Below are 25539 nucleotides of genomic sequence, written 5' to 3' on the forward strand. Positions count from 1 at the left end.
GTTATAAATCATGAAGGCATCTTCAGTGGAAGATTTGCTGATGAGAGGGGGGAGTAACGAAAGTGAGCATTCAACCGACGAAGCCAGAGATGAAGGAATTGGACATCGAGGTAACCATAGAACGGGTGTTAAACGGGGATCGGCAAGCTTTTGTACATATCGTTGAAGCATTTCAACAGCAGATTTTCATGTATTGCTGGAGACTGCTGAACCAGCGGCAGGATGCGGAGGATGCCGTACAGGAAATCATGGTGAAGGCTTACCAGAAACTCGAGACGTATAAGCCAGAGACCTCATTTTCTGCTTGGCTGTATAAGATGGCTTATCACCATTGTCTGAACATGCTGCGAAGGAAACGGTACTTTCAGAATATCGTTCCTAAACTGAGGGCGGATAAGGAACATGCCGAAAGCGCAGAGCAGGAAGCTCAGAAATATATCATCAGCGAGCCGATGGAACGCGCACTTCGCAGGCTGTCCCACGATGAGAGGAACTTGCTTATTCTCCGGATATTTGAAGAAAAGAGCTTTGCGGAAATCGGACAAATTCTAGATAAAACCAAGGATACGGCCAAAAAACGCTACAGCCGGCTGATCCAAAAATTAAAAAAGTGGATGCATGATCGAGAGGGGGAACCGCGATGGAATTTCAACGAGATGACGTGGAGGAAAGGCTGAAGGAGCAACGTACCAAGAGCCGGTATGTCATTGATGTCAGGGATGCGGTAATGGAACGGATTGCTTCCCTTCCGGCCAAAAAACGCAAGCCGAGTTTGTACAGAAGACCGCTCGTCATGGCCGCCTCGCTGTTGCTGGTGACTTCGCTGTCCGTCACGGTGTATGCCGCAGCCGAACTGGTACAGATCCGCAGCAAAGAGGGAAAAGTGGTGCTGGAGACCAAAGCGGAACCCGAGGACTCTAAGGAATTACAAGCAAAGCAGGTCCGATTGTATTCGCTCGATACGCCTTCCCGAAGTTTAGCCTTTCGCTCGGCCCTTCCCGGTCAAGCCATCGCTTACTATATCCATAACCAAGAGATCAATGATTTGAAGAGAGAGATTCATGGAAAGGAAACCTTACTCGAATTTCACGCAGGTTCGTTACATTTGGGGGATCTGGGTGTATTTCGAGAGGAAGCCGGCAAGCGCGGAATGCCTGATATCCATATTCCCACCCGGATATTAAATGAATATTCGTTTCATGAAGGAACCCTTTCCTTTATCCCCGACCTTTCTGATTTGTTTCAGGAGGGAGAACCGACAAAAGCTTATTACGATATTCAAAATGAGTTGATTCGGAAGGCGGAAGCATCGACGGGAAGCAAAAGTGTTTTCGTTAAGGAGATAAAACCGCCCAGCGCGGGCTCGATTTCGCTATCCTACGTAAAAGGCAGCGACATGGAAACCTCCATCAGCGTAATAGCAACCAAGCGAAGCGCCATGAACTCCAAGCAGGAGATTCATTATACCGATAAGGACCATGTCGAAAAGGTTCTGGCAGGTGGCCATGAGATGATATACGTTCAATATGCGGACGCCTATTTTAATCAGGGCCTGGCTTGGGTGGATGAGGCCCAAGATCTTTATTACCATATCGCATTGAACAGCAAAGCGAAGCTAACAAAAGAGAACATGATAGAAATCGCAGAGCGCTTTATTAACTAACGACCGTTTCAGATCCTGATTAGCAGGAGAACCTTTCCGGATTAGCGAATGCATATAGTTGCAGCATCGGCCGGAGGGGGAGATGGAGATGAGATACAAGGCCATTATTTTTGATCTGGACAACACGTTGCTAGACTACAGTCAGAGCGAAAAGAAATGCATGCAGCAGGCGCTGGAGTTATACCGTCTGCATGAGGATTTGACGTGGGATGAGTTCTGGGGGACATTCGGACCGATCAATTTTAATTACTGGATGAACCGAATTCAGCATAATCACGACATTAGGCAGGTGTTGGAGCACTCCTTCACGGACACGTTCCTTGGATTGAAGCGGGATTTTAACCAGTGTCGGGAGATTTCGGAAACATACTGGGGGTTATTTTGCAGTTCCCCCCATTTGGAACCGCATGCCGATCTTATACTGGAGCACCTGCACGGCAATTTTGCGCTCGGCGTGATCTCCAACGGCATTGGTGAAGCACAGCGCAAACGTCTTGCGGCAGGAGGCTTGTTTCATTATTTTGATTCCTTCATCATTTCGGATGAAGTAAAGTACTGGAAGCCGGATCCGCATATCTTTGAGCTTGCTTTGCAGGAATTAGCGGTTGACTCAAGCGAGGTGCTGTACATAGGGGATTCGCTTACGGATGATTATGAAGGAGCAGCGAATGCAGGAATTGACTTTTGTTATTATAATCGCCGGGGCGCCCCTTTAAGCGACCGTCATCGGCCTGCTTATACGATCAAGGATCTTATGGAGCTTAAGGATCTGACTTAGGAATCATGAAAGAAGGAGAATGATCGAATTGAAATACAAGCATATTCTATTTGATTTGGACGGAACCCTGACCGATCCGCGCGAAGGCATCACGAAAGCTGTGAGGCACGCACTCGGTCAGCAAGGGATTATCGTCAACGATCTTTCCGAGCTGGAATGTTTTATCGGTCCCCCGCTCCAGGAGACCTTCACCGAAAAGTACCATTTCAACGAGGCCGAGGCTTGGGAAGCAATTCTCAGCTATCGTGAATATTTCAAGGACACCGGCCTGTATGAAAATGAAGTATATGTCGGCATTCGCGATGTATTGGATTTACTGTTATCGCAAGGGCGACAGTTGTATGTCGCTACCTCCAAGCCTGCGGTTTTTGCGGAAACGATACTTGAGCATTTCCAGCTGTCCGCTTATTTTACCATGGTGTGCGGAAGCGAACTGGACGGCACCCGGTCCGCCAAAACCGAAATCATTCAGCATGTTCTGGATACCTGCCGTATTGATGCTTCGGAAGCCGTCATGATCGGAGATCGGATGCATGATTTAATAGGAGCACGGAATTGCGGGATACACAGCATGGCTGCAGGTTACGGCTATGGTTCGGAGGAAGAGCTGACGGTATGCCAGCCGACCTATTTCTTCAAAACGGTGGAGGAGATGCTCCGGTCGTTTGCAAGCTTAGCGGTTTAAGGATCTCCTGCCGATGAGACGGAGGCTTCGATTTTTCGCCTAACATCGGTTATAATGGTCATAACCAGTCGGAATGTCATAATTTGTGAAGGGAGGGGCATGATCATGATCATGATGGGAAGATTGACGATGAGCTCTATGCAAAGTCTATATGATGAACAACGGCGGTTGTTTGCATGGAGCGATGAGAAAGTTACCGCCTGATTACCTCGCGTAGAGAGGGCCGTTTATCTATTGGACTTTGCATCCTTAAAACCTTTATTTTAATTTTAAGGAGCAGAGCTACCATGAAATATATAAACGCGGATATTATACTTCCCGAGGAATTGCTGAAGGAAGTACAAAAATATGTACAGGGCGGGATGGTATACATCCCGAAACCCGAAGGATTGCGCAAGAAATGGGGAGAAAACTCGGGCAGCCGGGTGTATTTGAAAAAAAGAAACCTGGAAATCCGGCAGCTGTTTGCTTCAGGCGCCACGATTGACCAGCTTTCTTCTCAGTATTGTTTATCCTGCGATTCCATCAAAAAAATCGTGTATACCAAAAACAAGTAAATGCAAGTCACATTGGAACTGATTCTGATGTGGCTTTTTTCTTGTGTTTAAAAGTCATTTTAAACTAATCGTTATATAGGAAATGCAGCCGCTGAGCAATTATAATCATTCAAGAACGTTCAAATCCATAGAGCAGAGGTGAGTTCATGAATGAGTTTTTTCAATTTGAAACAGAAGAACAAAGATGTGCGCTGCTCGAAAGAGCCAAAAGGGTTGCGGTATCGGCACTTCAGCAATATAACCTGAGATGGGTTGAGATTGAATTTATCGGTATTTCGGACACGATTACATATCAAGTTAGGACGAACATAGATGAAACCTGCTTGTTAAGAATTCATTCGGATCGGCGGTGCAGCAATGAAATCGACCTGGAGCTTCAATTTCTGGATGCCCTTATTACCGCAGGTATCAAAGTGCCGACAGGTATAACCACTCCAAGTGGGTTAAGATGGTTGACAATCGATACAGATCATGGATTCAGAGCACCTCTTGTTACCGTCATGAAATGGGTGGATGGTGTGCATGCGCATGAAAGACTTACAGAAGACCAGGCTTATCAGGTAGGTGTCTTGATTGCCCAACTGCATGAAGCGGCACTTGGCTTCGAAAGACCTTCTGATTGCCGGGGGCCGGTATGGGGGATAAACTCTTATAGAGAAGCGCTCGCCAAGTTGGAACGATATGCGGGGACTTTTTTGTCGGAAGCCTCATTTATACTATACCAACTCGCAGCTGAAAAGGTTATATCCCAGCTTGATCATATGAACGCTGACGATTTCAACTACGGTCTCATTCATGCCGATTTGCATTTGGGGAATCTGGTATTTGAAGGGGGATTTCCTCATCCGATTGATTTCGGTAGATGTGGCTATGGTTATTTTCTTTACGATTTGGCAGCGGTAATGTTGTCACTCGTTCCGAACCAACGTTTAAAAGTGCTTCAAGGATATGAAAGCGTGCGGAAGTTGGGCTCGAATTATATTCAGTCTCTGGAATGCTTTTTCATCATGATCATGATGGAGAATTATAGTCACCATGCCTCCAATCCAAGAGAGACAGAAAGTCTGAAGAGTGAGCAAATCTATGCGCTAGCCTATATCCATGAATATTTGCGCGGACGCCCGTTTCTGCTGAATGTGGTAGAGCCCATAGAAATAGACGATGCACCAATCTCTAGTTGATCCAGTCATGATAGAAGGGTATCATGTTATCATCATACGCGTTACAGAATGGGAGAGAAAAGCTTGCAAGTAACGAACCACCCAGGTGAATTTAATACCTGCTTGATCATCATGATCGCCACCATCGTATGGGTTCAATGGTCATCATTCCTTCTATCCGTGGCGTGGGGAATCGGACTGATCCTGATAATATATACTATGTTCAAGCTTAGAAGCGTACGCAAGATATCGATTCAGATAAATGACACGGCCATCGTGGCGCTTATCATGGCGATAGGTTATATGCTCTATCATTCTTCTGGTGAAATCATTAAAAATGGATTAGCGGGGCACGATGCCTGGGCGATCATCCTATCGAGGTTAAGTCTGATATTATTTGTATTACCCTTTGCACTGGCGGCAATTTTAACGAAGGAAAAACCGTTATACCTTGCCACAGGTTCATGGGGAAAAACGATTCATTTTCCATGGATATTCAAGGGCCCGCTCAAGGATCCGATCTGGCGTTTCATGCTTATTTTCCTGGTTAACGTCTGTGCCATATTTTTATTTTATATTGACTGGGGACAGCCGCAATTTCTCGATCTTATCGGTTATGCACTATCATTTGCGCTGATCAATGCCGTCCTTGAGGAGCTGTTGTGGCGGGGATACATACTTAGTCATTTTGTAAGTGGGTTTGGGGAGCTGAAAGGGCTTGTCATCGCCGGAGCTACCTTTGGTTTATACCATTACCACCTAGGTTTTTCATGGCCCGTTTGCCTGTTGTTTTCCATCTTTGGTATCATGATGGGGGGCGTAGCCATTCGTTCGAAAGGATTGGCTCCCGTCATGGTCATGCATTTTGTGATGAACGTTCTATTCGTCCTTAGCGGTATGATTCTGCAACCTTCCTAAGGGCGTCGATAGACGTTCTTTTTTGTTTTGGCCGGTACGGGCAAACTAGGGGGCAAGTGTGTTTGTCCTTGTTTTTAGATTGATCCAAAATTTTTTTGAAAAAGTGCAGGGGCAGCTCATAAAGCTGACGTCTATGTATTTGGGAAGGAGGGGAGAGTTATTGATGCAGAAACGTTAATCGCGCGCATCCTGCAAGGTGAGCAAGAAGCCTTTCGGGAACTGGTGAACCAATACAGCCAGCACGTGTTCCATACGGCATATTCGGTCCTGCGGGATGCCAAGGAAGCGGAGGATGCGTCGCAGGAAGTGTTCATACAAGTATACAAAGCTCTCCCCCAGTACAGATCTGAAGGTTTTAAGACCTGGATTACCCGCATCGCCTTGAACAAAGCGATTGACATGAAGAGGAAGCTTTCCCGTAAACCGCCGGAGCAGCTGCCCGGCGAACATGCAGAAGTGCTGGATAAACTCCCTTCCCGGGACGAGGATGTGGTTTCTCTGCTCATACATAAGGAGAGAAGAGAGGAACTTCGAGAGAAAATTGAAGCATTGCCGGACAATCACCGCGTCATTATTACGGCTTTTTATTTGGAAGAGAAAAACTACGAACAAATCGCAGCCGAGCTGAATGTCACGGTCAAGACGGTTGAGTCGAAATTATACCGGGCCAGACAATGGATTCGGAAATCGTGGAAGGAGGAGGAGTGGAAATGAACGCCAAGGATCACGAGCTCAAGCTGCTGACCGAACGTTATGTTAGAGGGGAAGGCTCGCCCGAAGAACGAACTTCTTATGAAGAGCTCATGCTATCGGATGACGGCGTGCTGGAGATCTATATGCAGGTTCTGTCGGAGCTTGATGCCGAACTTCCCGGTATGGCAGATCCTGAAGCATTTGCCGAGCAGGTGGTGGAACATGAACAGATTAAGCCTTACACCCCGAAAGCACCGCTGCGGATTCAGGAGCGGCCCAAGCGCTGGTACGAACGCGCCATCGTCCATTATGCCATAGCGGCGTCCATTACGATGCTGTTCCTCTTCACCGGGGCATTCGACCGGCTGCTTCCCAGTGAGATTAGCGGTCAGGTCCCTTTATCCGATACGCCTTCCTATAGTGAGCAATGGGTGGAAAAAACAACGGGCTGGCTGGACCGGCTATTATCCAGATAAGAAAAATGAAAGGAAGATGCTTAGTGCAACCGCAACGAAGTAAAGGTTTTGCCTTTATACTCAATATCCTTCCGGGTCTCGGCCATTATTACTGGGGGAGGAAGGGACGGGCGCTGTTATATCCGCTGCTGTTCTTCGGAAGCCTGTTTGGCGGGATTTTGCTTGGAATCATGTCGGCTTCCGACGCATTATTTGCGCTGGGACTTCTCGGTGCTTTAATGATCTGGGGGATCAGCATGCTCGATCTGCTCATTGCGTTGATCCGTTATACCCCCGTCACGATTATTCATGATGAATTCGGGCGGCCGATGGAGATTCGCCAAGACAAGAGCGATGAGTCCGAGCGCTTTTATACCATCCTGCTGTCCTTCATTCCCGGCCTTGGCCATTTTCAACTGGGCTTGATGCAGCGTGGGCTGTCATTCTTGATCGCCTTTTTCGGACTTGGAACGATTCTGGTGTTCCTGACGGGGTTGACTCATGAATCGGTGTTCCTGCTGTTTTTGGGCATGCTGCCGATCATATGGCTTTATTGCATGTTTGACGTGGTACAGCTGGTTCACCGCAAGCAAGCCGGGGACCTGCTCATAGACCGCACGCTGTTTGATGAGCTGGAGAGCGGCCGGGAGAGCGGACGCCGCAGCAAAGTGTTTGCCACCTTGCTATCGGCGTTTCCCGGAGCGGGTCAAATGTATTTGGGTTTGCAAAAACGCGGACTGCAACTCATGGTTCTATTTCTTGGCAGCATCTATGTACTGGATGTGCTTAAACTCTCGGTATTTCTGTTTTTGATCCCGTTGATCTGGTTTTATGCCTTTTTCGATGGTTTGCAGCAAGTCAGCCGCTACGGCCGGGAGCCGCTCCGGGATCGGCCGATCATCTCGGGCCTTGGGAATCAGCAGCGCTGGCTCGGGCTTGGCCTGCTCATTCTTGGCATCTATTTCGTATTTACGAGCGTTGTGATGCCTTATATTGAAACGCTGTTTCCGGATTTGCACCTGGATTACCGGATTCGAACCTACATGAAAACCGTGATCGTAGCGGTGCTTCTCATCGGAGGAGGAATCAAGCTGATGACAGGCTCGAAGAAGGATTCACGGAGTGGAATTCGTCCATTTTATGATTCCGACAACGATTAAATAATCCGATCATCACCTGGAAGATTTCCAACCGATGATCAAGCGTGCGCAAATCAACCAGTAATGATGAACGAGACATGGGGGGAGATATTGTGGCCAAGAATCTGTATTATTTGTTGTATATTGCTCTGTTTGTTGGGACTTGCTTGTTTGTCGTCAATGCCTACTCTTCGCCGGATCCGGTACCGTCGCCTTCGATCTCTTTATCGGAGCAGGATCAGAATCGGCTATGATTCACCTAGCGTTTAGCGTTCCAAAGAAAAAACCTGTAAAACGATTGTGATCGTTTTACAGGTTTTTTAGCTTTCGTTCAACGAGAATATAAATCAGGATAAAAACGATGACGGTCGAAATCACGGTCGTCATGAAGTGGCCGGTAAGCCTGGCGATCAGCAGCAGGATGACTCCGAAAATCATCAGCAGCAAGCTGACGTAGGCATTGGCAACTTTAAAATTCCGTTCATTTTTGAGTGAAGACGTCGTTTTGTAAGCATAAAAACTTGTGGAGCTTTTAGGCGGAATCAAAAAGAGGACCAACCCGTACAAAATAAACACGACGCCGATGGCTAAGCTTTCAAGCACCCTACACACTCCTCTGGAAGGATAAGCCGGATGCACCCCGAACCGAAGCGGTCGGATTTCAGGGTGCCAGGACCTGTCACGCGGGATATCCGGCTGATTAAGCTCAATCCCCGCAAGGCTAAAATTACTTGGAACCGGCTGCATTCATAAGCAAACGGCGGTAGGAGTATTCGAATATAAACTCAAAAGCCTCCAGATGTTTTTTGGCTTCGAACGCATTTTTGCCCCAGGCATAGATGCCGTGGTTACGCAGCAAAATGCCGGGTACCGCCGGATCGAGCGCGTCGGGAACGAGCTCTGCAATCCGCGGAATGTCCGCATAGTTCGGCAGGATCGGAATGCGGATCGCCGCGTCCTCTTCCCAAATGTTAAAGGCTTTGATCAGCTCGATTCCTTGGGCAGGCACGTAACCTTGTTCACCATACCAATCGCTGATCAGGTTGTTGTCGATGGTGTGCACATGGAAAATGGCGCCGCAGCCGGTTTTCCGGTAGATTTCACAGTGGATTAAAGTTTCCGCGCTGGGCTTTAAGCCGGTTGCTTCGCAAGGGACACCGTTCTGGTCCACAAAGAGATAATCCTCCGGCGTATGTACGGATTTGTCTTTTCCGCTGGCCGTGACGGCAAAATAAAACTGCTCCGGATGGAATTCGCCAACACGGACGGAAAGATTGCCGCTGGTGCCCGGGAACCAGTTTCTGGATGCAAACAGTTCCTTGATTCCTCTAAGTTCCTGCAGCGCAGCCTGCTTCTGTTCGAGCTGGATATCTGAAAATGCCACTTACAGCACCTCCTGCGTAAACTTGTCTTTCATGTCGTTCTGGATATCGGTAAATGTCTCGAATGGTACATGAAACACGCCAAGCTTCTTGCACTGCTCGGTAAGCGTGGAGCGGGAATAGACCAAGTCGGCCTGCTTGGCGCCTTCAAAATCGGTAAGGCTGTCACCGATGAGAATCCGGTAATATCGGTCGGCTGGAAAACGGTCCATCACCGTAACCTTGCACATGCCGCAGTCGTTATGGCAGGATTCCTTGCAAGGATGCGGCCAGGTAATCTCAATGCGATCCCCTTCGAAATCGGCACCGTTGCAGAAGATATGGTCCGCCGGTATGCCAAAGGGCTTCAGCAGAGGATCGACAAAGAAATCGATGCCGCCGCTTGTGACATAGAACTCGATCTGCTCGGATTTCAAATAGTCAAGGAACGCTGCGAAGCCTTCCCGGATCCCGGCATGGCTCAGCACATACTCGGTAATTTCTTCTTTCATAGAGGAAGGGAAGAGGGCGAACATGCGGCCAACGCCTTCCCGAATTGAAATGGTGCGGTCAACCGTATCCTGCATGATCGGCTCGAAGCCTTCCGGTTTGAAGTGTTTCATGATGGCAACGATGTTATCGTTGTTCGTGATAGTTCCGTCGAAATCGCAAAAAATAATCGGCTGTTTTGCTCCTGATGTCATGCTTCTCCTCCCCAGATGTCCAGTGCGGCTTTCAGTTCTTCGTGCTCTTCGGCATAGTGGGCAAGCGGCACGGATTTCATCGTTGCCTCAATCGCCTGTACAAAGGCTTTGCCGCCCGCTTCGGTTCCCATCGGATGACCGTGGATCCCGCCGCCTGCGTTAACGACCACATCGGTGCCGAAATCCCGGATGATGCGCGGAACGAGTCCCGGATGAATTCCCGCGGACGGTACCGGCATGCTTCGCTTCACGCCAAGCTTAGCGCTATGCAGCTCGTCGCGAATGGCGAGATTCTCTTCCCTCGGCATCGTGACGGAGCCGTAAGGAGAAGGGAAGAGCACCAGATCGGCTCCGGCGATCCGCATCAGCTGGCCGAGCAGCACAGGTGCCGCAATCCCATAGTGCGGAGAAGGATAGATGGCGCCGGCAAGCGCTGGGTGAGCCGCGATGGGTACCGTAATCTCCGGATCGCTGCTCAGCTCGTGCAGGACGTCATACCCGTAGGACAGCACATTGAAGAGCAGGGCATTGGCGCCTGCATCGATCGCGCGCAATGCTTGCTCGCGCAGCTGCGATGTACGGCCGGTCAAATTGGCCGCGTACAGCAGTTTTTTGCCCGTCTGCTGTTCGACGTCCGAAGCGGCCTGAATGCACATGCTGACCCGTTTTTCAATCGGGGTGAGGTCGTTCTCGAACAGGATTTCGTCATCCTTGATCAGATCCACGCCGCCGAGCGCCTGGCGGATAAATTGGGCTCTGAGCTCGTCCGCATTCAGTCCAATCACCGATTTGAAGATGCTCATGAGCAGCGGGCGGTCATGGACGCCGAGAAGGCCTCTGATTCCGTCGATGCCATGCTTCGGTCCGGGAAATGCACTCAGGAAGTCAGGAGACAGATCCAGGGACGTCAGTTTGATGCGCCCGTCCATGGAAATTTTGCCGAACACGGTCACCAGCAGGGCAGGAATATCCCGGCTAAAATTGATGTCCGGATAAGCGATGCTGACATCCGCATAACGGCTGCCCGGCTCCCAGCCCTCGTGAACCTGAATGTCAACGACCTCGCCAAGATGTTTCTGCATGGCTTCGCGTTTGGCCTGCGGCAGCTCGGTCCAGCTGCCAACCGTCATGCCAACGGCGATGGAGGTCGCTTTCTTACGGAAATCCGCCTGGTCGTCATAAATTCGGTACGTTGCAATACAGCGGCTCATGAGATCTGCTCCTTCAGCATCGCGCCCATTTCTTTGGAGCGCTCAGCGCAGCGGTTTACGGCGGCAATGACCGTTTCGAAGAAATCGCCTTTGTCGAGCGTTTCCAGGGCAGCTTGCGTCGATCCGTTCGGCGATGTAATCTTCGCGCGCAGCGACGATGGCTGTTCCCCGGTCTGCTGGACCATGCGGGCGGCACCCAGAATCGTTTGAAGCGTCAGCTCGCGGCTTTGCTCCGGCGTCAGGCCGCCGCGGATTCCCGCTGCGGTCATGGCCTCCATCATGTAATAGAAGTAAGCCGGGCCGCTGCCGGATATCCCGGTCAGGATGTCCATCTTCTCTTCTTCGATGACCGTTACGTGGCCGACTGCCTCGAACAAAGTCAGCACGAGCTGACGCTGTTCTTCGCTGATTTCCTTCGAGAACGCAATGCCCGTGGAACCAAGCCCGATCGAAGCGGATGTATTCGGCATCGTTCTTGCAATGGGCTGCTGGTTTCCTAGCAGCGTCTGCGTCGTATAAATCGAAAGTCCGGCGATCACGGAGATGATCAATTGGTCGCTGGAGAGCTTGGGTCCCAGTTCTTTCAGCGCTTTGGCGGCATCCTTCGGTTTCATGGCCAGCACGATCACCGGCGAGGTTTTCAAAATTTCGATTTTGGCGGCCTCGTCGTTGTTGATCTGGACGCCGTACCGTTCGCTCAGTTCCAGAAGGCGCTGGGCGTTGCTACGGTTCAGCATCGTAATATTCTCGGGAAGCACGACAGAACGGCTCACTAATCCTCGTACGATCGCTTCGGCCATCGAGCCTGCGCCGTAGAAGGTGATTGCTTTATCAATTAAAGGTCGGTTCTGCGGGGATTGGCACATCGTTTTGTTCCTCCTTCATGGCTTGGGATGAATGATTTATTCGCGTATTTGACCACTACCGATAATAACATATTTGGAGGAAGTAAGCGCGGGTAACCCCATAGGTCCCCGGGCATGCAGCTTCTGGGTGCTGATCCCGATTTCGGCGCCGAAGCCGAATTCAAAGCCGTCGGTGAAGCGGGTCGAAGCGTTATGATAGACAGCCGCTGCGTCTACTTCCTGCAGGAAACGCTCCGCATGATCCTCGTTCTCCGTTACGATGCATTCGGAATGCTTCGTGCCATATACTGAAATGTGCTCGATGGCCTCATCCAGGCGGTCCACGATTTTAATGTTCAAAATATAGTCGTTATACTCTGTCGAGTAATCCTCGGACGTTGCGACGGCAGCCCAAGGGATATATTCCAGGGTTCGCTGGCATCCGCGCAGCTCGACATTACGCTCACGGAAAGCTTCGGCCAGCGAAGTCAGGTGCGATTTGGCATACTCCGCATGGACGAGCAGGGTTTCCATGGAATTGCAGACCGAAGGGCGCTGCACCTTGGCATTGATGCTGATAGCGGCGGCCATGTCCGGCCGTGCCGATGCGTCCAGGTACGTATGGCATATGCCCGCCCCGGTTTCGATGACCGGCACGGTGGCATTCATCACGACGTTCTGGATCAGGGAGCTGCCGCCGCGCGGGATGATGACATCCAGCAGTCCGTTCAGTTTCAGCATTTCATCCACGGAGGAGCGGTTCGGGTCCTCGATAAGCTGAAGCGCTTCTTTAGGCAGCGCAGTGCGTTCCATAGCTTCGTGAAGAACTTCGATGATTTTGCGGTTGGAGGAGAGGGCGGATGATCCGCCCCGCAGGACGACCGCATTGCCCGTCTTCAAGCACAGCCCGGCGGCATCGACCGTCACATTGGGACGTGCTTCATAAATGATGCCGATCACGCCCAGGGGAACGCGTTTCTTCACGATGTTCAGTCCGTTCGGACGATCGATCGTTTCCAAGGTGTCGCCGATCGGGTCCGGTAGCTCCACGATTTGGCGCAACCCTTCGGCAATGCCCTCGATTCTGGCTTCGTTCAGTGCCAGCCGATCCAGCAGGGAAGCAGAGGTGCCAAGCTCCTTCCCGCGCCGAAGATCCTCTGCGTTGGCTTCCATGATATTTGCCGTCCGCTGGATCAGGGCGTCGGCCATGATCAGCAGCGCCTGATTTTTCTCCTCCGTGCTCAGTCTGCCAAGACGAAATGCAGCCTGCTTGGCGAGCTGAGCTTTATTGCGTACCTCACTCATGATGATTCCTCCTTCGTATAGGTGATAAAAAGATTTAACTTCGGGATGCGATACGGACTATTTTAACGTAATCCATTCATCGCGGTGAATAACCTCGAGCCGATGGATCTCGCCGATAATACCGATGACTTGGCTGCTCGGCAATCCGAGCACGGCCTGCAGCTGGTCCTCGTCGTAATTGACGATGCCTCTGCCGAGCCTTACGTTGTCCATATTGACGACTTCCACCACATCGCCTGCATGGAAACTGCCTTCGATCCGTTTAACGCCAACGGGAAGGAGGCTGTGACCTCCGTGGATCAGCGCCTTCTCGGCACCGGGATCGACTACGATCCGACCCAGCGGCGAGGACATAAAGCCGAGCCATTGCTTTTTCACAGGCAGGGCCGACAGGTGAGTGGCAAAATACGTACCTTTGCCGCTGTGCTCCAATGCTTTCACCAGATCGCCGGGCTCGTTGGCTTTGCCGATGAATACGGGAACGCCGCCGCGGGTGGCGATTTTGGCGGCATCGATTTTCGAGCGCATGCCGCCGGTTCCGACGCTGGAGCCGGCCCCTCCCGCCATGCTGTAAATTTCATCGGTAATGTCATGAATTTCCTCGTATTTTATGGCATCCGGCGACTTGCGCGGATCGGCCGTGTATAAGCCGTCCGTATCGGTCAGGATGATTAATTGCTGAGCGCGGACCAGGTTGGCGACTAGTGCGGATAACGTATCGTTATCGCCGAATTTCAGCTCGTCAATCGAAACCGTGTCGTTCTCGTTAATGATGGGGATGACGCCTTGCTTCAAAAGCTCCGTAATCGTCATGCTGGCGTTGTTCATGCGTTTGCGGTTCGCAAAGTCCATTCTCGTCAACAGAATCTGGGCCGCTTTCAGTTGATGGGAGGCCAGCGCATTCTGGTAAGCCCGCATGAGCAGCGCTTGGCCCAATGCTGCGGATGCTTGCTTCTCATGGAGCAGCTTGGGCCTCGTCTCGTACCCGATCTCCCTAAAACCTGCTGCGACGGCTCCGGAGGTCACGAGGAGAACTTCATGGCCGGCCTCGCGGAGCCCGGCAAGTTCCCCGGCAAAAAACGCGACCGAATCCAGATTAAGTCCGCCTTCGTCTGTCGTTAGGGAGCTGCTTCCAATCTTTACGACGATGCGCGAGAGCATCGTGATCACTTCCTTGTATTTATGATGGTAGGAATGGCTGTTACGAATCCATTTCCCTGAAAACAAAAAAACTTTCGTCCTGTATGAGAAAGGACGAAAGTTGGACTTCCGCGGTACCACCTTTATTGATGAGCGCAGCTCATCCGGCTTTGGCCCTGTAACAGAAGGCGCTGTCCTGGCAAGCCAGGCCGCTCGGGGGTAGGATTCGGAAAGGGGTCACGGCAAATTCTTTCAGCCCATGGAATTTGCTCTCTGATCATCGTGCCGCATGCTTTCGTACTGGTCCCGTCTTTGCGTTTGGGAACTGCATTCGATTGTTATTGCAAGAATAGCACATCGTTTTTGATTTTTCAAAAGGAATTAGGTTAGCCGAACAGGTTCAGCTTGCCAATCCGGTAGGCGGCTTCCCGCATTCGTTCCTCGCTGCTTAACAGGCCGACGCGGACATACCCCTCGCCGTGATCCCCAAAGCCTACGCCAGGCGCGACGGCCACCTTGGCCTCCTCCAGCAGCAAGTCGGCAAAGGATACCGAGGTGTATCCCTTCGGCACGGGCAGCCAGCTAAAGAAGGAGCCGGCCGGTTTCGGGGCCTGCCACCCGATTTCGGACAGGGCGCCGAAGAAGGCATCCCTTCTCGACTGGTAGCGCGACACCAGTTGGTCGACGCAGTCCTGCGACGAGGTGAGAGCCGCAGCAGCAGCCGCTTGGATGCCGCCGAACAGGCTGACATAGATATGGTCCTGCAGCATATTGATCAGCGAGATGATGTTTCGGTTCCCCAGGGCGAAGCCGACGCGCCATCCTGCCATATTGTAGGTTTTGGAGAGGGTGTAGAATTCCACGCCCACCTCCTTGGCGCCTTCCGCTTGCAGGAAGCTGACCGGACGGTCTCCGTCAAAACCGATCGCCCCATATGCAAAGTCACTGGCTACCACAATCCCGTGTTCGGCGGCGAATGCCACTGTATCCTCGTAGAAGGATAAAGGAGCGACGGCGGATGTCGGGTTGTTCGGGTAATTCAGGAACACCAGCTTCGCTTTTTCCCGGTCTGCAGGCGATATAGCGCCATAGTCGGGAAGGAAGCGGTTATCTGCGGTTAACGGCATGAACTTCATTTGCGCGCGGGCGAGAGCAACGCCTGACCAGTAATCCGGGTAACCCGGGTCCGGGACAAGACAGACATCCCCGGGATTCAGGAGGATTTGCGGCAGCTGCACCAGCCCGGTTTTTCCCCCGAACAGAATGGCGACTTCCGTTTCCGGATCCAGATCGACGTTATAGTCCTCCTTGTATCGATGCGCGATGGCTTCCTTCAGAAAGGAAAAGCCGGTAAAAGGCGAATATTTGTGAAACAGCGGATTGTCGGCCGCCTCCTTCAGGCTCGATACGATATGAGGCGGCGTGGGCTGATCGGGATTTCCCTGGCCGAGATTGATTACATCATGCCCTTGAGACACTTGGCGGTTTACCTTGGAGACCAGGGTCGCGAAAAATTGCGTAGGCAGCTGGGCCATGATCTCGGCCGGCTCTATGTGGAAAACGTCTGGCTTTTTGTTCATTGCAGGTTCATCACTCCGTTATCTGATTACACTCTAAATACGTCTATAATGGAAAACAATTAGGATTAATTTAACACGATTTATCAGGGGTGTATAGAGGGAAATGGGGCTAGGGTGTTGCAGCAGCGGCGCTGGAGAGGCTATGATGATGACATATAAGAGAAGGTTGAACCCTGGAAGAAGAACCGGCCTATGCGTTTCATGATCGCATGGAGGCCGCCCTTGGATTCAACTCAAACAACGGGAGGCTGCAAGATGACTGGAGAAGCAAAGGCTCAGCTTCATATCGCACTTATTCAAGCTGACATTGAAATAGGCAACGTCCAGGCCAACATGGATAACATGCTCGGCATGATGGAGAAGGCGGCAGCTGCGAACCATAAGCCGGACGTGATCGTGCTGCCGGAGATGTGGAATACCGGATATGCGCTGGACCGGATCCAAGAGCTCGCCGACCCTATGGGGCAAGAAACCTCTTCGATGCTGAGCGAGTTTGCTCGAAAACACCGCATCCAAGTCGTGGGCGGTTCCGTAGCCGAACGGATTGAAGACCGGATTTATAACAGCATGTACGTCTTTAACCGGAACGGGGAGCAGATCGCCAAATATTCCAAAATCCATTTGTTCCGCCTGATGGACGAAGAGAAGTTCCTGCAAGCCGGACAGCAGACCGTAACCTTTGATCTGGAAGAAATGAAGGCGGGCGCGTCGATCTGTTACGATATCCGGTTTCCGGAATTGTCCCGCACCCTCGCGCTCGGCGGCGCTCAAGTGCTGTTCGTGCCTGCGGAATGGCCCCATCCGAGGCTGCATCATTGGAGAACGCTGCTCATCGCCAGGGCGATCGAGAACCAAATGTATGTCGTTGCCTGCAATCGCGTAGGAACCAGCGGCGAAACGGACTTTTTCGGTCATTCCATGATCATTGACCCATGGGGCGAGATCATCGCCGAAGGGGATGAGCGGGAAACGATTGTGACAGGCACGCTGGATTGCAAGCTCACGGATGAAGTGAGAGGACGCATACCGGTTTTTGAGGACCGTCGGCCTCATTTGTATGTCCAATAGAACATGTAAGATCCAAACCTCCAAATATGAAGTTTCATCTGGGCAGCGGCGGGTATACTATGGGTAATCCGTCTGAGAGGAGGCTTTGAATCATGGCAGAGAACAACCAATTCGACAGCCGAAACAATGAACAGGAACAAGAACAGAAAGAGCAGTTCCGCAATTTTGTTGAGAGCGTAGCCGGAGGCGGGAACGGGAAAAACGAATCGATTCAGGATCAGTCCCGTACCGCGGACGAACAGAACCGAATGATCGACCAGCATAATTTGCGCAAATAGGGTTCGGTTTATGATGATCATGGGTAATCTTTTGGCTTTCAGGTGAAAAAGAAAAAGAGGCACAGCCGTTTGTCGTTCGACGATGGCTGTGCCTCTTTGCTTATTATTCGTTTTAAACTGCATTCATTTGCGATTATTTATCTTGAACGCCTTCTACCACAAGCTTGTCCATGACCTGCTTGAACGTGTCGATGAACGCATCCGCCGCTTTGGACAAATACCGGCCGTTTCGGTAAGCGACGACCAGCGTGCGGCTCGGCACCGGATCCGCGAGCGGCAGATATACCGGAATAAACTCGCTGCGTTTCGCACGGGCAATGAACCGGGGAACCAGCGTAATCCCCATCCCGGTAGCGACCAGAGACTGGAGGGTCTCGATGTTGCTGCTCTCGAATACAACGTTCGGCTCGAAGCCGGCCTCCCGGCATATATCGAAGGTAAGCTTCCGGAAGCCCTGACCCTTCTTGAGCACGACAAACGCTTCGTTCCGGATTTCGTCGATCGTAATGGGGCGTACGGGATCGGAGGCCGCCCGCAGCGCAAGCGGGTGCTGGGGAGGAACCGCCAAATCGATCATCTCCTCGCCGATCGGAATCCAGGACAAGGACGGCTCCGCCAGGGGCAGCGCAAGCAGGCTGAGATCCGCCTTGCCGCTCGCCGTCAGCTTCTCCAGATTCATGGAGGAGTCCTCCAAAAGGGTGATTTCGATATCCGGATATCCTTTTTTGAAAGCAGGCAAAACTCGGGGCAGCAGATGAGAGCCGGTTATCGGCATGCTGCCAACGACGACTTTCCCCTTGCGTAGCTGGGAGATGTCCGACATCTCCTGTTTCAGCTGCTCGACGGCGTCCATGATCTTCTGCGCATGCTCGACAAAGCTGGCACCGGCATGGGTAAGCTCGACGTTGCTCGTATTTCGCTGGAACAGCAGCACCCCGAGCTCTTTCTCCAGCTTGGAAAGCTGCTGGCTCAGGGAAGGCTGGGCGATATGAAGCTTCTCCGCGGCGCGCGAAAAGTTTTTGTCCGCCGCGATTTGCAGCGTATATTGCAGTTGTCTCAGTTCCATGTAAGCATCACTCCGTTATAGCTGAATCCTATTACATCTATAGATATTATATCTTGGAACAATGAAGAAGGAAATGATATATTACTATCAACGTAAAGATGATGCGTTGTAGGCCTTCCCAATAGGGATAAGGGACTCAAGCAATTATCTTCTCATGGACGTAAAGAACAATGGGGTGATTATGATGAGTAAGAAGACAATGTTCGAAAAAATTTGGGATAACCACGTGATTCATCAGGAAGAAGGCAAGCCGGGTATTTTGTATATCGACCTGCATTTGGTCCACGAGGTGACTTCCCCTCAAGCCTTCGAAGGTCTGCGTCTCAGCGGCCGCAAAGTGCGCCGCCCGGAACTTACCTTCGCCACGATGGATCACAACGTACCGACGAAAGACCGTTTTAACATCACGGATCCGATTTCGAAGCAGCAAATCGACACCCTGACCAAGAACTGTCAGGATTTTGGCGTTACCCTGTACGATCTGGACACGATTGACCAAGGCGTAGTGCACGTTATGGGCCCTGAGCTTGGCTTGACGCATCCCGGCAAAACGATTGTGTGCGGCGACAGCCACACATCCACTCACGGCGCATTCGGTGCGCTGGCGTTCGGTATCGGTACGAGCGAGGTTGAGCACGTCCTGGCAACCCAATGTTTGCAGCAGGCTAAAGCGAAAACCATGGAAGTTCGTTTTGTTGGCCGCCGCAATCCGGGCGTAACGGCGAAGGACATGATCCTTGGCGTCATTGCGAAGTACGGAACCGATTTTGCAACAGGCTATGTTATCGAATATACGGGCGAAGCCATCCGCGAGTTGTCGATGGAAGAGCGTATGACGGTGTGCAACATGTCCATTGAAGGCGGAGCCAGAGCGGGCATGATCGCTCCGGATGAAACGACGTTTGAATATTTGCGCGGACGTCAATATGTTCCGCAGGGCGAAGCTTTTGATGCTGCTGTAGCAGCTTGGAAAGAGCTTGTGACAGACGAAGGCGCCGAGTTCGACGTGGTGGTTGAATTCGACGTGGAAACGCTGATCCCTCAAGTAACCTGGGGAACGAGCCCGGGAATGGGTACCGACATTTCCTCGACGGTTCCTAACCCTGCAGACTTCAAGACCGAGAACGAGCGCAAGGCAGCGGAGAAGGCGCTGGAATACATGGCGCTTGTGCCAGGGACCCCGATGTCCGAGATTCCGATCGATTATGTCTTCATCGGTTCTTGCACGAATGGACGCATCGAGGATTTGCGGGCAGCAGCAGCTGTAGCGAAGGGACATAAAGTGTCCAGCAATGTGACCGCCATCGTCGTTCCGGGATCGGGCCGAGTGAAGATTCAGGCCGAAAAAGAAGGGCTCGACAAAATTTTCGTCGAGGCAGGTTTCGAATGGCGCGAAGCAGGCTGCAGTATGTGCCTTGCGATGAATCCGGATGTACTGAAGCCTGGACAGCGCTGCGCTTCCACATCCAACCGGAACTTCGAAGGTCGCCAGGGCCGCGGGGGCAGAACGCATCTCGTATCGCCGGCAATGGCAGCGGCAGCTGCGGTTAAAGGACGCTTCGTGGATGTACGTGATTGGAACTTTGCAGCCGAAGAAGTTGTGAGCTAAGAAGGACGGAGGAGAAGTTTATGCAAGCATTTACGAAATTAAACGGTATTGTCGCACCTGTCGACCGGGTGAATGTAGATACGGACGCAATTATTCCTAAACAGTTTTTGAAACGGATTGAACGCACGGGATTTGGACAGTTTCTGTTTTACGAGTGGCGGTTTGATGAAGAGGGAGGCAATATCGACAGCTTCTCGCTGAACCAGCCCCGCTACCAGGGTTCGACCATCCTGATCTCGCGTGCCAACTTTGGCTGCGGATCTTCCCGCGAGCATGCGCCTTGGGCGATTCTCGACTACGGGTTCCGCGTGGTCATCGCTCCATCGTTTGCTGATATTTTCTACAACAACTGCTTCAAGAACGGAATTCTGCCGATCAAATTGTCGGAGGAGCAGGTCGAAGAGCTGTTCCAGCGGACGGAATCGAACGAAGGCTATAAACTGAACGTGGATCTGGAGAACAAAACGATTACCGATGATCAGGGATTGCACATCGACTTTGACCTCGACGAGCACCGTCGTCAATTCCTGCTTCAAGGATTGGACGATATCGGTTTGACGCTGCAGCATGAAAGTGCAATCGATGCTTACGAGAAAAAACATGGGGAGCGCTTGTTCGCCTAATTTCGCAATCAGGCTTCAAAAGGTTACAAGATTATTAAACTTCCATTTCCTGTGTAGGAAATGGAAGTTTTTTTTGGTATTATGGAATTAATATGCAGCGGCAGCCACGATGGATCAACGTTTGATGTCAGTATTTGTCCGGAAGCATGCATACGGGAATACTGATTTACATAGTTTAAGTTTTTTTTTGCTAGATTTGCTTTTCAAATTCAATCATGGGATGATCGAGGTGGATTCATGAAGAAGTTAGGGTTTGTAATGGTGTTGATAGTCTTCTTGCTGGCGTTTCCGAAGAGCGGCGAGGCCAGTTCTTCAAGTGCGACCATATTTCTTGACGGGGAACCATTGAATTTGTCTTCGGGCGTCCAGGTAGCCAACATGAAGGGCAATGTGATGATTCCGATACGCGTGGTATCCGAGAATCTCGGTTTCAAGGTAGGCTGGGAGAAGGCCAGCCAAACCGTAACGGTTGAAAATAGCGAGAAGACGGTCCGCATGGTGGTCGGCAGCCAGCAGGCAGAGCTGAACGGGGCCCAGGTAGATTTGAATTTGGCGCCTGTCTTGAACGGGCCTACCACGCTTGTGCCGCTCCGGTTTGTGAGCGAGCAGATGGGGCTTGACGTGAAATGGGACAACCAATCGAAGGCTGTGTACCTTTCAAGCGCCGCACTGCCTACCACCGGGGCCGAGATTGATCCAGGTGAAGGAAGCAATCCGGGCAATCAAACGCCTCCGCCTGTGGAAACCGGAAACAAGAGTACGCTTACAGGGCTTAGCTTTAGCGACAACCGTCTCATGATAGCAACAGAAGGCGCCGTGACGCCGAAAGTGTTCAGCATGACGGGGCCTGCCCGGATTGTTATCGATCTTCCGGACACCGTCTACTCTGCTTCATTCCTAAGCGGACATGCCGTGAACGCGCAGAACGGCGGCAGTATGGAAGCTGCGAATTATTCCGACGTTACGAATATTAGATATGCCGTGTTCAGCGACAACCCGCCAACCGTGCGTATCGTATTGGATTTGACTGGACCTAAGAATTATGCGGTGACCCAGGAATCGGGCATCATCATCGTTGATCTGAACGCAGAGGGCGAAATTCTCGTACCGCCGGTGCCGCCGGTTACCGGGAATGGCAAGAAAACGGTTGTCATTGATCCCGGTCACGGCGGTATCAAGCCGGGGTCGATCAGCCTTACGGGAAAAACGGAGAAATCATTTAATTTGGATATTTCCCTTAAGGTTGAAGCACTGCTCAAAAAAGAAAAGAATATCAATGTAGTGATGACTCGCAGCGACGATTCACATCTTGAGCTCAGCGATCGCGTGAAAATCGCAAATAATTTAAAAGCAGATATTTTCGTGTCCATTCATGGAAACAGCAACGCGTCCAGCAGTCCCAGCGGTACGGAAACGTATTATACGAGAGATTCCAGCAAGTCATTGGCGGATGTGATCCATAAACATCTTGCAAAAGCGACAGGTCTCAAAGATCGTGGAGTTAAATACGGTAGCCTTCATGTTACGAGGGAAACGACGATGCCGGCTGTCCTGCTCGAGATTGGCTTTTTGAGCAACAAGGGTGACGAAGCCCAGTTGTTTAAAGACGATTTCCAAAATCGTGTTGCACAAGGTATTGTAGAGGGTATTAAAGAATATCTTAAAGTACAATAATGTGTACAAGATTTGATGTAACTTAGAGGGGGACACAAGCCATGAACAAAAAATATTGGATGACCGGATTGCTGGCGCTTCTGCTTGCATTTAGTGCCGGCTGCGGACAAAAGCCGACTGCGGCCCCCGCCGAGACGGGTCCGGATACTGAAGCTGGACAAGTACAGACGCCGCAGGACGAACCGGGCAATGACAAGGCGGCGGATGATCAGAAGCAGGGCGAAGCCGAAGCAACTACCGTGAACGCGAGCGAAGGAACAAGCACGCCGCCGGAGAAAACATCCGCTGGAAGTACAGGTACGCCAGTCGATACGAAGGACGTGAACGCTGCGGAGGATCAAGCGAAGAAAGCGAATATTAAACTCTATTATACGGACCCGGAGATCATGGATTTGAAAGAAGCCAGCAAAGAGATCACGTACTCGGGCGAAGAGGATAAATATAAGAAAGCTTTTGAAGGTCTTCAAAAGAGCGGAGATGCCGAACTGAATCCATTATGGTCGGATAAAATCACGCTGAAATCACTTAAGTTCGACAACGGAGCATTGACGCTGGATATCACCAAGCCGGCAGAGGCGAATCTTGGAGCTGGAGGGGAAATGTTTGCGATTGATGCCTTGCAAAAAACGTTCTTCCAGTTCGATGAAGTGAAGTCCTTGGAATTGCTTGTAGACGGTAATCAGATTGAGAGTTTAATGGGGCATGTTGAGCTGGAGCATCCTATGACTCGAAAATAGAACAAAGGAACTAATTCTGAATTTCATATGAAGGACTAAACACCTATTTCGCTTGTCGAAATAGGTGTTTTTTTGGTAAATAGGGAACAATTTCGCAACTTTCAGTGAGTCTAAGCGTCTATAGGTTGTCAGGTGATGTCGGACAGGCCGAGTGCAGAAACGCCAATCTATGGCAAAATAATAGGATGGTAGGGGTGAAGGATGAAGAAGTTCGGTTTTTTAATGTTTCTCGTTGTCATCATGATTGCGTTTCCTAAAATGGCGGATGCGAGTTCGTACAGCGCAAGGATTTACCTGGATGGTCAACAAATCAATCTGTCATCTGGCGTGAAGGTGGAGAACAACAACGGTACCGTCATGGTCCCGATCCGTGTCATTTCCGAAAATCTCGGTTTTAACGTGAATTGGAACAAGGCAGCGAAGACGGTAACGGTTGAAGACGCCTGGCAGAAAGTGACGATGGTGATTGGAAGTCAGTATGCCGACATAAACGGCCAGCGTGTTCTAATGACGAAGGCGCCTGTTCTTCGAGGCGGAACGACCCTCGTTCCGATTCGCTTTGTAAGTGAGCAAATGGGCCTTCAAGTAAGATGGGATAACACGCAGAAGGCAGTCTATCTTACCTCGTCTTACGATGGCAGTAACCCTGGCGAAGAACCCGGCGTCGCTACGTCGACCGTGGACGGCCTCAGCTTCAGCGAAAACAGGCTGATGGTCGCCGTTACGGGCAATGCGAAGCCAAAGGTATCGAAGCTCAGCAGTCCGGACCGTATCGTCATTGATATGGCGAACACGAATTTCTCCGAGACTTTCAGCAGCAACGCCGATTTCGATGACGTGGCGAAGAGCGGCCAGATGACGGTGTCGGGTTACCCGGACGTCAAAGCCGTCCGTTACTCCCTGTATAACAGCAACCCGATGACCGTGCGGATCGTCATTGATCTGAACTATGCCAAGAACTACACCGTATCAGGCCTTGAGAACGGATCGGGCCTGTTCATTGTGGATCTGAACACGACCTCTAACCCTTCGCCGGAACCCGGTACGGGCGGAAAGAAACTCGTGGTCATTGATGCGGGTCATGGAGATCATGATCCGGGAGCGATCGGGGTAACGAAGAAGAGGGAGAAGGATTTCAACCTCGCGATGGCGCTGAAAGTTGAGAAGTTGTTGGCCAAAGAAAAAAATATCGAAGTCGTTTTGACTCGCAGTAACGATACTTTCCTCGAGCTGAAGGATCGCGCGAAGATTGCGAATGATCTGAAGGCTGATGTTTTCATATCGATACATGCTAATAGCGGCCCATCCACTGCAAGCGGAACCGAAACGTATTATTACAATGAATCTGACAAAGCGCTGGCGAATGCCCTTCATAAAGAAATCGTGAAGGCCATGGGTTTAAAAGACCGCGGAGTGAGATACGGCAACTTCCATGTTATTCGCGAGACCAAGATGCCTGGCGCCCTGCTGGAAGTCGGGTTCCTGAGCAACAAGACCGATGAGAGCAAGCTGTTTGATCCGGCAACACAGGATCGGGTAGCCGAGGCAATTGTCAGAGGCATCAAAAATTATTTGAAGGTTGATTAACGATACGACAGTGATCGTGATTGCAGGAGGTGGCTATTTTGAATAAAAAAATTTGGGCAGTCGGACTTTTGGCAGCCGTTATGCTGATTGGTGCCGGTTGCGGACAGAAACCCGGAGCAGCACCGGACGATACGCCGGAGCAAGTGACACCTGCACCTGATGATCAGACAGGACAGAGCAATGGGGGAACATCGAACGGTTCGGGGGGCACGTCAACAGGGAACGGCGGCAATGAAGCGACAGCGCCGGAAGCCAAAACGGAGAGCATTAAAGCTTACTATACGGACCCGGATTTGATGGAGCTGGTTGAAGGCTCGGCAGAGATCTCGTATAAGGAAGATCAGGAAAAATACGAAGCCGCATATCAAGCATTACAAAAGAGCGATAAGGCCGACATGGTTCCCCTATGGGAGAAAATCGAGCTGAATTCGTTGAAATTCGAGAACGGCGCTCTGACGCTCGACGTGACGGTCCCTGACGAAGCCAACTTGGGTGCAGGCGGCGAGTCGTTTGCCGTCGATGCCATCAAGAAAACGTTCTTCCAGTTTGACGAAGTAAAATCACTTCAAATTCTGGTCGATGGTCAGCAGACCGAATCGTTGATGGGGCATGTCGATTTAGAAAATCCAATGACTCGGTAATGATGGTTGAAGGAGATCACGATCTGCTGTCGAATATTAGTATATGATGAAGCAGTAGTAAT

Annotated in this window: 28 protein-coding genes; 19 read left to right on the forward strand and 9 right to left on the reverse strand. The window is 51.1% G+C overall.

Annotated elements, in window-relative coordinates; genetic code table 11:
- The first annotated feature begins 62 nt into the window (after positions 1-62).
- The 11 genes from GYMC10_RS11270 to GYMC10_RS32215 all read left to right on the forward strand — a co-directional run bounded on the left by GYMC10_RS11270 (position 63) and on the right by GYMC10_RS32215 (position 8302).
- On the forward strand, positions 63-677 hold the full coding sequence (locus GYMC10_RS11270) for an RNA polymerase sigma factor (protein WP_015734569.1): 615 nt from the start codon (positions 63-65) through the stop codon (positions 675-677).
- Positions 641-1663, forward strand: coding sequence for a DUF4367 domain-containing protein (locus GYMC10_RS11275; protein WP_015734570.1), 1023 nt, complete (start codon positions 641-643; stop codon positions 1661-1663). The genes GYMC10_RS11270 and GYMC10_RS11275 overlap by 37 nt, the downstream gene beginning before the upstream one ends.
- Positions 1664-1751: 88 nt before the next feature.
- A complete protein-coding gene (locus GYMC10_RS11280; protein ID WP_260871277.1) occupies positions 1752-2441 on the forward strand; it encodes an HAD family hydrolase in 690 nt (229 codons plus the stop codon).
- A gap of 19 nt (positions 2442-2460) precedes the next feature.
- Positions 2461-3126, forward strand: coding sequence for an HAD family hydrolase (locus GYMC10_RS11285; RefSeq protein ID WP_200868628.1), 666 nt, complete (start codon positions 2461-2463; stop codon positions 3124-3126).
- Between the two features lie 287 nt (positions 3127-3413).
- Positions 3414-3683, forward strand: coding sequence for a CD3324 family protein (locus GYMC10_RS11290; RefSeq protein WP_009595112.1), 270 nt, complete (start codon positions 3414-3416; stop codon positions 3681-3683).
- Positions 3684-3829: 146 nt separating this feature from the next.
- Entirely contained in the window at positions 3830-4864 is a 1035-nt protein-coding gene (locus GYMC10_RS11295; protein WP_015734573.1) for a phosphotransferase enzyme family protein, read from the forward strand.
- Positions 4865-4927: 63 nt separating this feature from the next.
- Positions 4928-5761 (forward strand): CPBP family intramembrane glutamic endopeptidase, encoded by an 834-nt coding sequence (locus tag GYMC10_RS11300; protein ID WP_015734574.1) that lies wholly within the window; start codon positions 4928-4930, stop codon positions 5759-5761.
- A gap of 222 nt (positions 5762-5983) precedes the next feature.
- On the forward strand, positions 5984-6475 hold the full coding sequence (locus GYMC10_RS11305) for an RNA polymerase sigma factor (protein WP_015734576.1): 492 nt from the start codon (positions 5984-5986) through the stop codon (positions 6473-6475).
- On the forward strand, positions 6472-6930 hold the full coding sequence (locus tag GYMC10_RS11310) for a hypothetical protein (RefSeq protein ID WP_015734577.1): 459 nt from the start codon (positions 6472-6474) through the stop codon (positions 6928-6930). The genes GYMC10_RS11305 and GYMC10_RS11310 overlap by 4 nt, the downstream gene beginning before the upstream one ends.
- Positions 6931-6953: 23 nt before the next feature.
- Positions 6954-8069, forward strand: a complete 1116-nt coding sequence (locus GYMC10_RS11315) for a hypothetical protein (RefSeq protein WP_015734578.1) — start codon at positions 6954-6956, stop codon at positions 8067-8069.
- 92 nt (positions 8070-8161) lie between these two features.
- The gene (locus GYMC10_RS32215) at positions 8162-8302 is read left to right on the forward strand and encodes a hypothetical protein (protein WP_009595238.1); all 141 of its coding nucleotides are present in this window, start codon (positions 8162-8164) and stop codon (positions 8300-8302) included.
- A 55-nt stretch (positions 8303-8357) separates the two neighbouring features.
- On the opposite strand, the gene GYMC10_RS11320 is transcribed toward GYMC10_RS32215, so the two are convergent.
- The 8 genes from GYMC10_RS11320 to GYMC10_RS11355 form a co-directional block, all read right to left on the reverse strand.
- Positions 8358-8651: an SdpI family protein gene (locus GYMC10_RS11320; protein WP_015734579.1), complete on the reverse strand. Its 294-nt coding sequence runs from the start codon at positions 8649-8651 to the stop codon at positions 8358-8360.
- Positions 8652-8775: 124 nt separating this feature from the next.
- A complete protein-coding gene (locus GYMC10_RS11325) occupies positions 8776-9432 on the reverse strand; it encodes a methylthioribulose 1-phosphate dehydratase (RefSeq protein ID WP_015734580.1) in 657 nt (218 codons plus the stop codon).
- Positions 9433-10113, reverse strand: coding sequence for a 2-hydroxy-3-keto-5-methylthiopentenyl-1-phosphate phosphatase (locus GYMC10_RS11330; RefSeq protein ID WP_015734581.1), 681 nt, complete (start codon positions 10111-10113; stop codon positions 9433-9435).
- On the reverse strand, positions 10110-11324 hold the full coding sequence (locus tag GYMC10_RS11335; protein WP_015734582.1) for a 2,3-diketo-5-methylthiopentyl-1-phosphate enolase: 1215 nt from the start codon (positions 11322-11324) through the stop codon (positions 10110-10112). Before GYMC10_RS11335 ends, GYMC10_RS11330 begins: the two co-directional genes overlap by 4 nt.
- Positions 11321-12190: a pyrroline-5-carboxylate reductase gene (gene proC / locus GYMC10_RS11340; RefSeq protein WP_015734583.1), complete on the reverse strand. Its 870-nt coding sequence runs from the start codon at positions 12188-12190 to the stop codon at positions 11321-11323. The genes GYMC10_RS11335 and proC overlap by 4 nt, the downstream gene beginning before the upstream one ends.
- Positions 12191-12226: 36 nt before the next feature.
- The gene (locus GYMC10_RS11345; protein WP_015734584.1) at positions 12227-13474 is read right to left on the reverse strand and encodes a glutamate-5-semialdehyde dehydrogenase; all 1248 of its coding nucleotides are present in this window, start codon (positions 13472-13474) and stop codon (positions 12227-12229) included.
- Positions 13475-13531: 57 nt separating this feature from the next.
- Entirely contained in the window at positions 13532-14635 is a 1104-nt protein-coding gene (gene proB / locus GYMC10_RS11350; protein ID WP_036665582.1) for a glutamate 5-kinase, read from the reverse strand.
- A 365-nt stretch (positions 14636-15000) separates the two neighbouring features.
- A complete protein-coding gene (locus GYMC10_RS11355) occupies positions 15001-16194 on the reverse strand; it encodes a pyridoxal phosphate-dependent aminotransferase (RefSeq protein WP_015734586.1) in 1194 nt (397 codons plus the stop codon).
- A gap of 255 nt (positions 16195-16449) precedes the next feature.
- Here GYMC10_RS11355 and GYMC10_RS11360 point away from each other — a divergent pair, with 255 nt between their 5' ends.
- Together GYMC10_RS11360 and GYMC10_RS11365 are read left to right on the forward strand one after the other, a co-directional pair.
- A complete protein-coding gene (locus GYMC10_RS11360) occupies positions 16450-17262 on the forward strand; it encodes a carbon-nitrogen family hydrolase (protein ID WP_015734587.1) in 813 nt (270 codons plus the stop codon).
- Between the two features lie 92 nt (positions 17263-17354).
- The gene (locus GYMC10_RS11365) at positions 17355-17540 is read left to right on the forward strand and encodes a hypothetical protein (RefSeq protein WP_009595149.1); all 186 of its coding nucleotides are present in this window, start codon (positions 17355-17357) and stop codon (positions 17538-17540) included.
- A gap of 133 nt (positions 17541-17673) precedes the next feature.
- Here the strand turns inward: GYMC10_RS11365 and GYMC10_RS11370 are convergent, their stop codons facing one another.
- On the reverse strand, positions 17674-18606 hold the full coding sequence (locus tag GYMC10_RS11370) for a LysR family transcriptional regulator (protein WP_015734588.1): 933 nt from the start codon (positions 18604-18606) through the stop codon (positions 17674-17676).
- Between the two features lie 184 nt (positions 18607-18790).
- On the opposite strand from GYMC10_RS11370, the gene leuC reads away from it, so the two are divergent.
- The 6 genes from leuC (at position 18791) to GYMC10_RS11400 (ending at position 25477) form a co-directional block, all read left to right on the forward strand.
- On the forward strand, positions 18791-20215 hold the full coding sequence (leuC, locus tag GYMC10_RS11375; protein WP_036665580.1) for a 3-isopropylmalate dehydratase large subunit: 1425 nt from the start codon (positions 18791-18793) through the stop codon (positions 20213-20215).
- Positions 20216-20235: 20 nt separating this feature from the next.
- Positions 20236-20838, forward strand: a complete 603-nt coding sequence (leuD, locus tag GYMC10_RS11380; RefSeq protein WP_015734590.1) for a 3-isopropylmalate dehydratase small subunit — start codon at positions 20236-20238, stop codon at positions 20836-20838.
- Positions 20839-21075: 237 nt separating this feature from the next.
- The gene (locus GYMC10_RS11385; RefSeq protein ID WP_015734591.1) at positions 21076-22512 is read left to right on the forward strand and encodes an N-acetylmuramoyl-L-alanine amidase family protein; all 1437 of its coding nucleotides are present in this window, start codon (positions 21076-21078) and stop codon (positions 22510-22512) included.
- Between the two features lie 41 nt (positions 22513-22553).
- A complete protein-coding gene (locus GYMC10_RS11390; protein WP_015734592.1) occupies positions 22554-23249 on the forward strand; it encodes a GerMN domain-containing protein in 696 nt (231 codons plus the stop codon).
- Between the two features lie 201 nt (positions 23250-23450).
- Entirely contained in the window at positions 23451-24836 is a 1386-nt protein-coding gene (locus tag GYMC10_RS11395; protein ID WP_015734593.1) for an N-acetylmuramoyl-L-alanine amidase family protein, read from the forward strand.
- 38 nt (positions 24837-24874) lie between these two features.
- Positions 24875-25477, forward strand: a complete 603-nt coding sequence (locus GYMC10_RS11400; protein WP_015734594.1) for a GerMN domain-containing protein — start codon at positions 24875-24877, stop codon at positions 25475-25477.
- Positions 25478-25539: the final 62 nt, after the last annotated feature.

This window comes from Paenibacillus sp. Y412MC10, from assembly GCF_000024685.1.
In the GTDB taxonomy this organism is placed as follows: domain Bacteria; phylum Bacillota; class Bacilli; order Paenibacillales; family Paenibacillaceae; genus Paenibacillus_AQ; species Paenibacillus_AQ lautus_A.

Bases quoted from the DNA above. Each gene is read 5' to 3' on its own strand.
- GYMC10_RS11275 (WP_015734570.1), top strand. From the start codon at position 641: ATGGAATTTCAACGAGATGACGTGGAGGAAAGGCTGAAGGAGCAACGT.
- GYMC10_RS11280 (WP_260871277.1), top strand. From the start codon at position 1,752: ATGAGATACAAGGCCATTATTTTTGATCTGGACAACACGTTGCTAGAC.
- GYMC10_RS11285 (WP_200868628.1), top strand. From the start codon at position 2,461: ATGATCGAATTGAAATACAAGCATATTCTATTTGATTTGGACGGAACC.
- GYMC10_RS11290 (WP_009595112.1), top strand. From the start codon at position 3,414: ATGAAATATATAAACGCGGATATTATACTTCCCGAGGAATTGCTGAAG.
- GYMC10_RS11295 (WP_015734573.1), top strand. From the start codon at position 3,830: ATGAATGAGTTTTTTCAATTTGAAACAGAAGAACAAAGATGTGCGCTG.
- GYMC10_RS11310 (WP_015734577.1), top strand. From the start codon at position 6,472: ATGAACGCCAAGGATCACGAGCTCAAGCTGCTGACCGAACGTTATGTT.
- GYMC10_RS11330 (WP_015734581.1), bottom strand. From the start codon at position 10,113: ATGACATCAGGAGCAAAACAGCCGATTATTTTTTGCGATTTCGACGGA.
- GYMC10_RS11335 (WP_015734582.1), bottom strand. From the start codon at position 11,324: ATGAGCCGCTGTATTGCAACGTACCGAATTTATGACGACCAGGCGGAT.
- proC (WP_015734583.1), bottom strand. From the start codon at position 12,190: ATGTGCCAATCCCCGCAGAACCGACCTTTAATTGATAAAGCAATCACC.
- GYMC10_RS11345 (WP_015734584.1), bottom strand. From the start codon at position 13,474: ATGAGTGAGGTACGCAATAAAGCTCAGCTCGCCAAGCAGGCTGCATTT.
- proB (WP_036665582.1), bottom strand. From the start codon at position 14,635: ATGCTCTCGCGCATCGTCGTAAAGATTGGAAGCAGCTCCCTAACGACA.
- GYMC10_RS11355 (WP_015734586.1), bottom strand. From the start codon at position 16,194: ATGAACAAAAAGCCAGACGTTTTCCACATAGAGCCGGCCGAGATCATG.
- GYMC10_RS11360 (WP_015734587.1), top strand. From the start codon at position 16,450: ATGACTGGAGAAGCAAAGGCTCAGCTTCATATCGCACTTATTCAAGCT.
- GYMC10_RS11365 (WP_009595149.1), top strand. From the start codon at position 17,355: ATGGCAGAGAACAACCAATTCGACAGCCGAAACAATGAACAGGAACAA.
- GYMC10_RS11370 (WP_015734588.1), bottom strand. From the start codon at position 18,606: ATGGAACTGAGACAACTGCAATATACGCTGCAAATCGCGGCGGACAAA.
- leuC (WP_036665580.1), top strand. From the start codon at position 18,791: ATGAGTAAGAAGACAATGTTCGAAAAAATTTGGGATAACCACGTGATT.
- leuD (WP_015734590.1), top strand. From the start codon at position 20,236: ATGCAAGCATTTACGAAATTAAACGGTATTGTCGCACCTGTCGACCGG.
- GYMC10_RS11385 (WP_015734591.1), top strand. From the start codon at position 21,076: ATGAAGAAGTTAGGGTTTGTAATGGTGTTGATAGTCTTCTTGCTGGCG.
- GYMC10_RS11390 (WP_015734592.1), top strand. From the start codon at position 22,554: ATGAACAAAAAATATTGGATGACCGGATTGCTGGCGCTTCTGCTTGCA.
- GYMC10_RS11395 (WP_015734593.1), top strand. From the start codon at position 23,451: ATGAAGAAGTTCGGTTTTTTAATGTTTCTCGTTGTCATCATGATTGCG.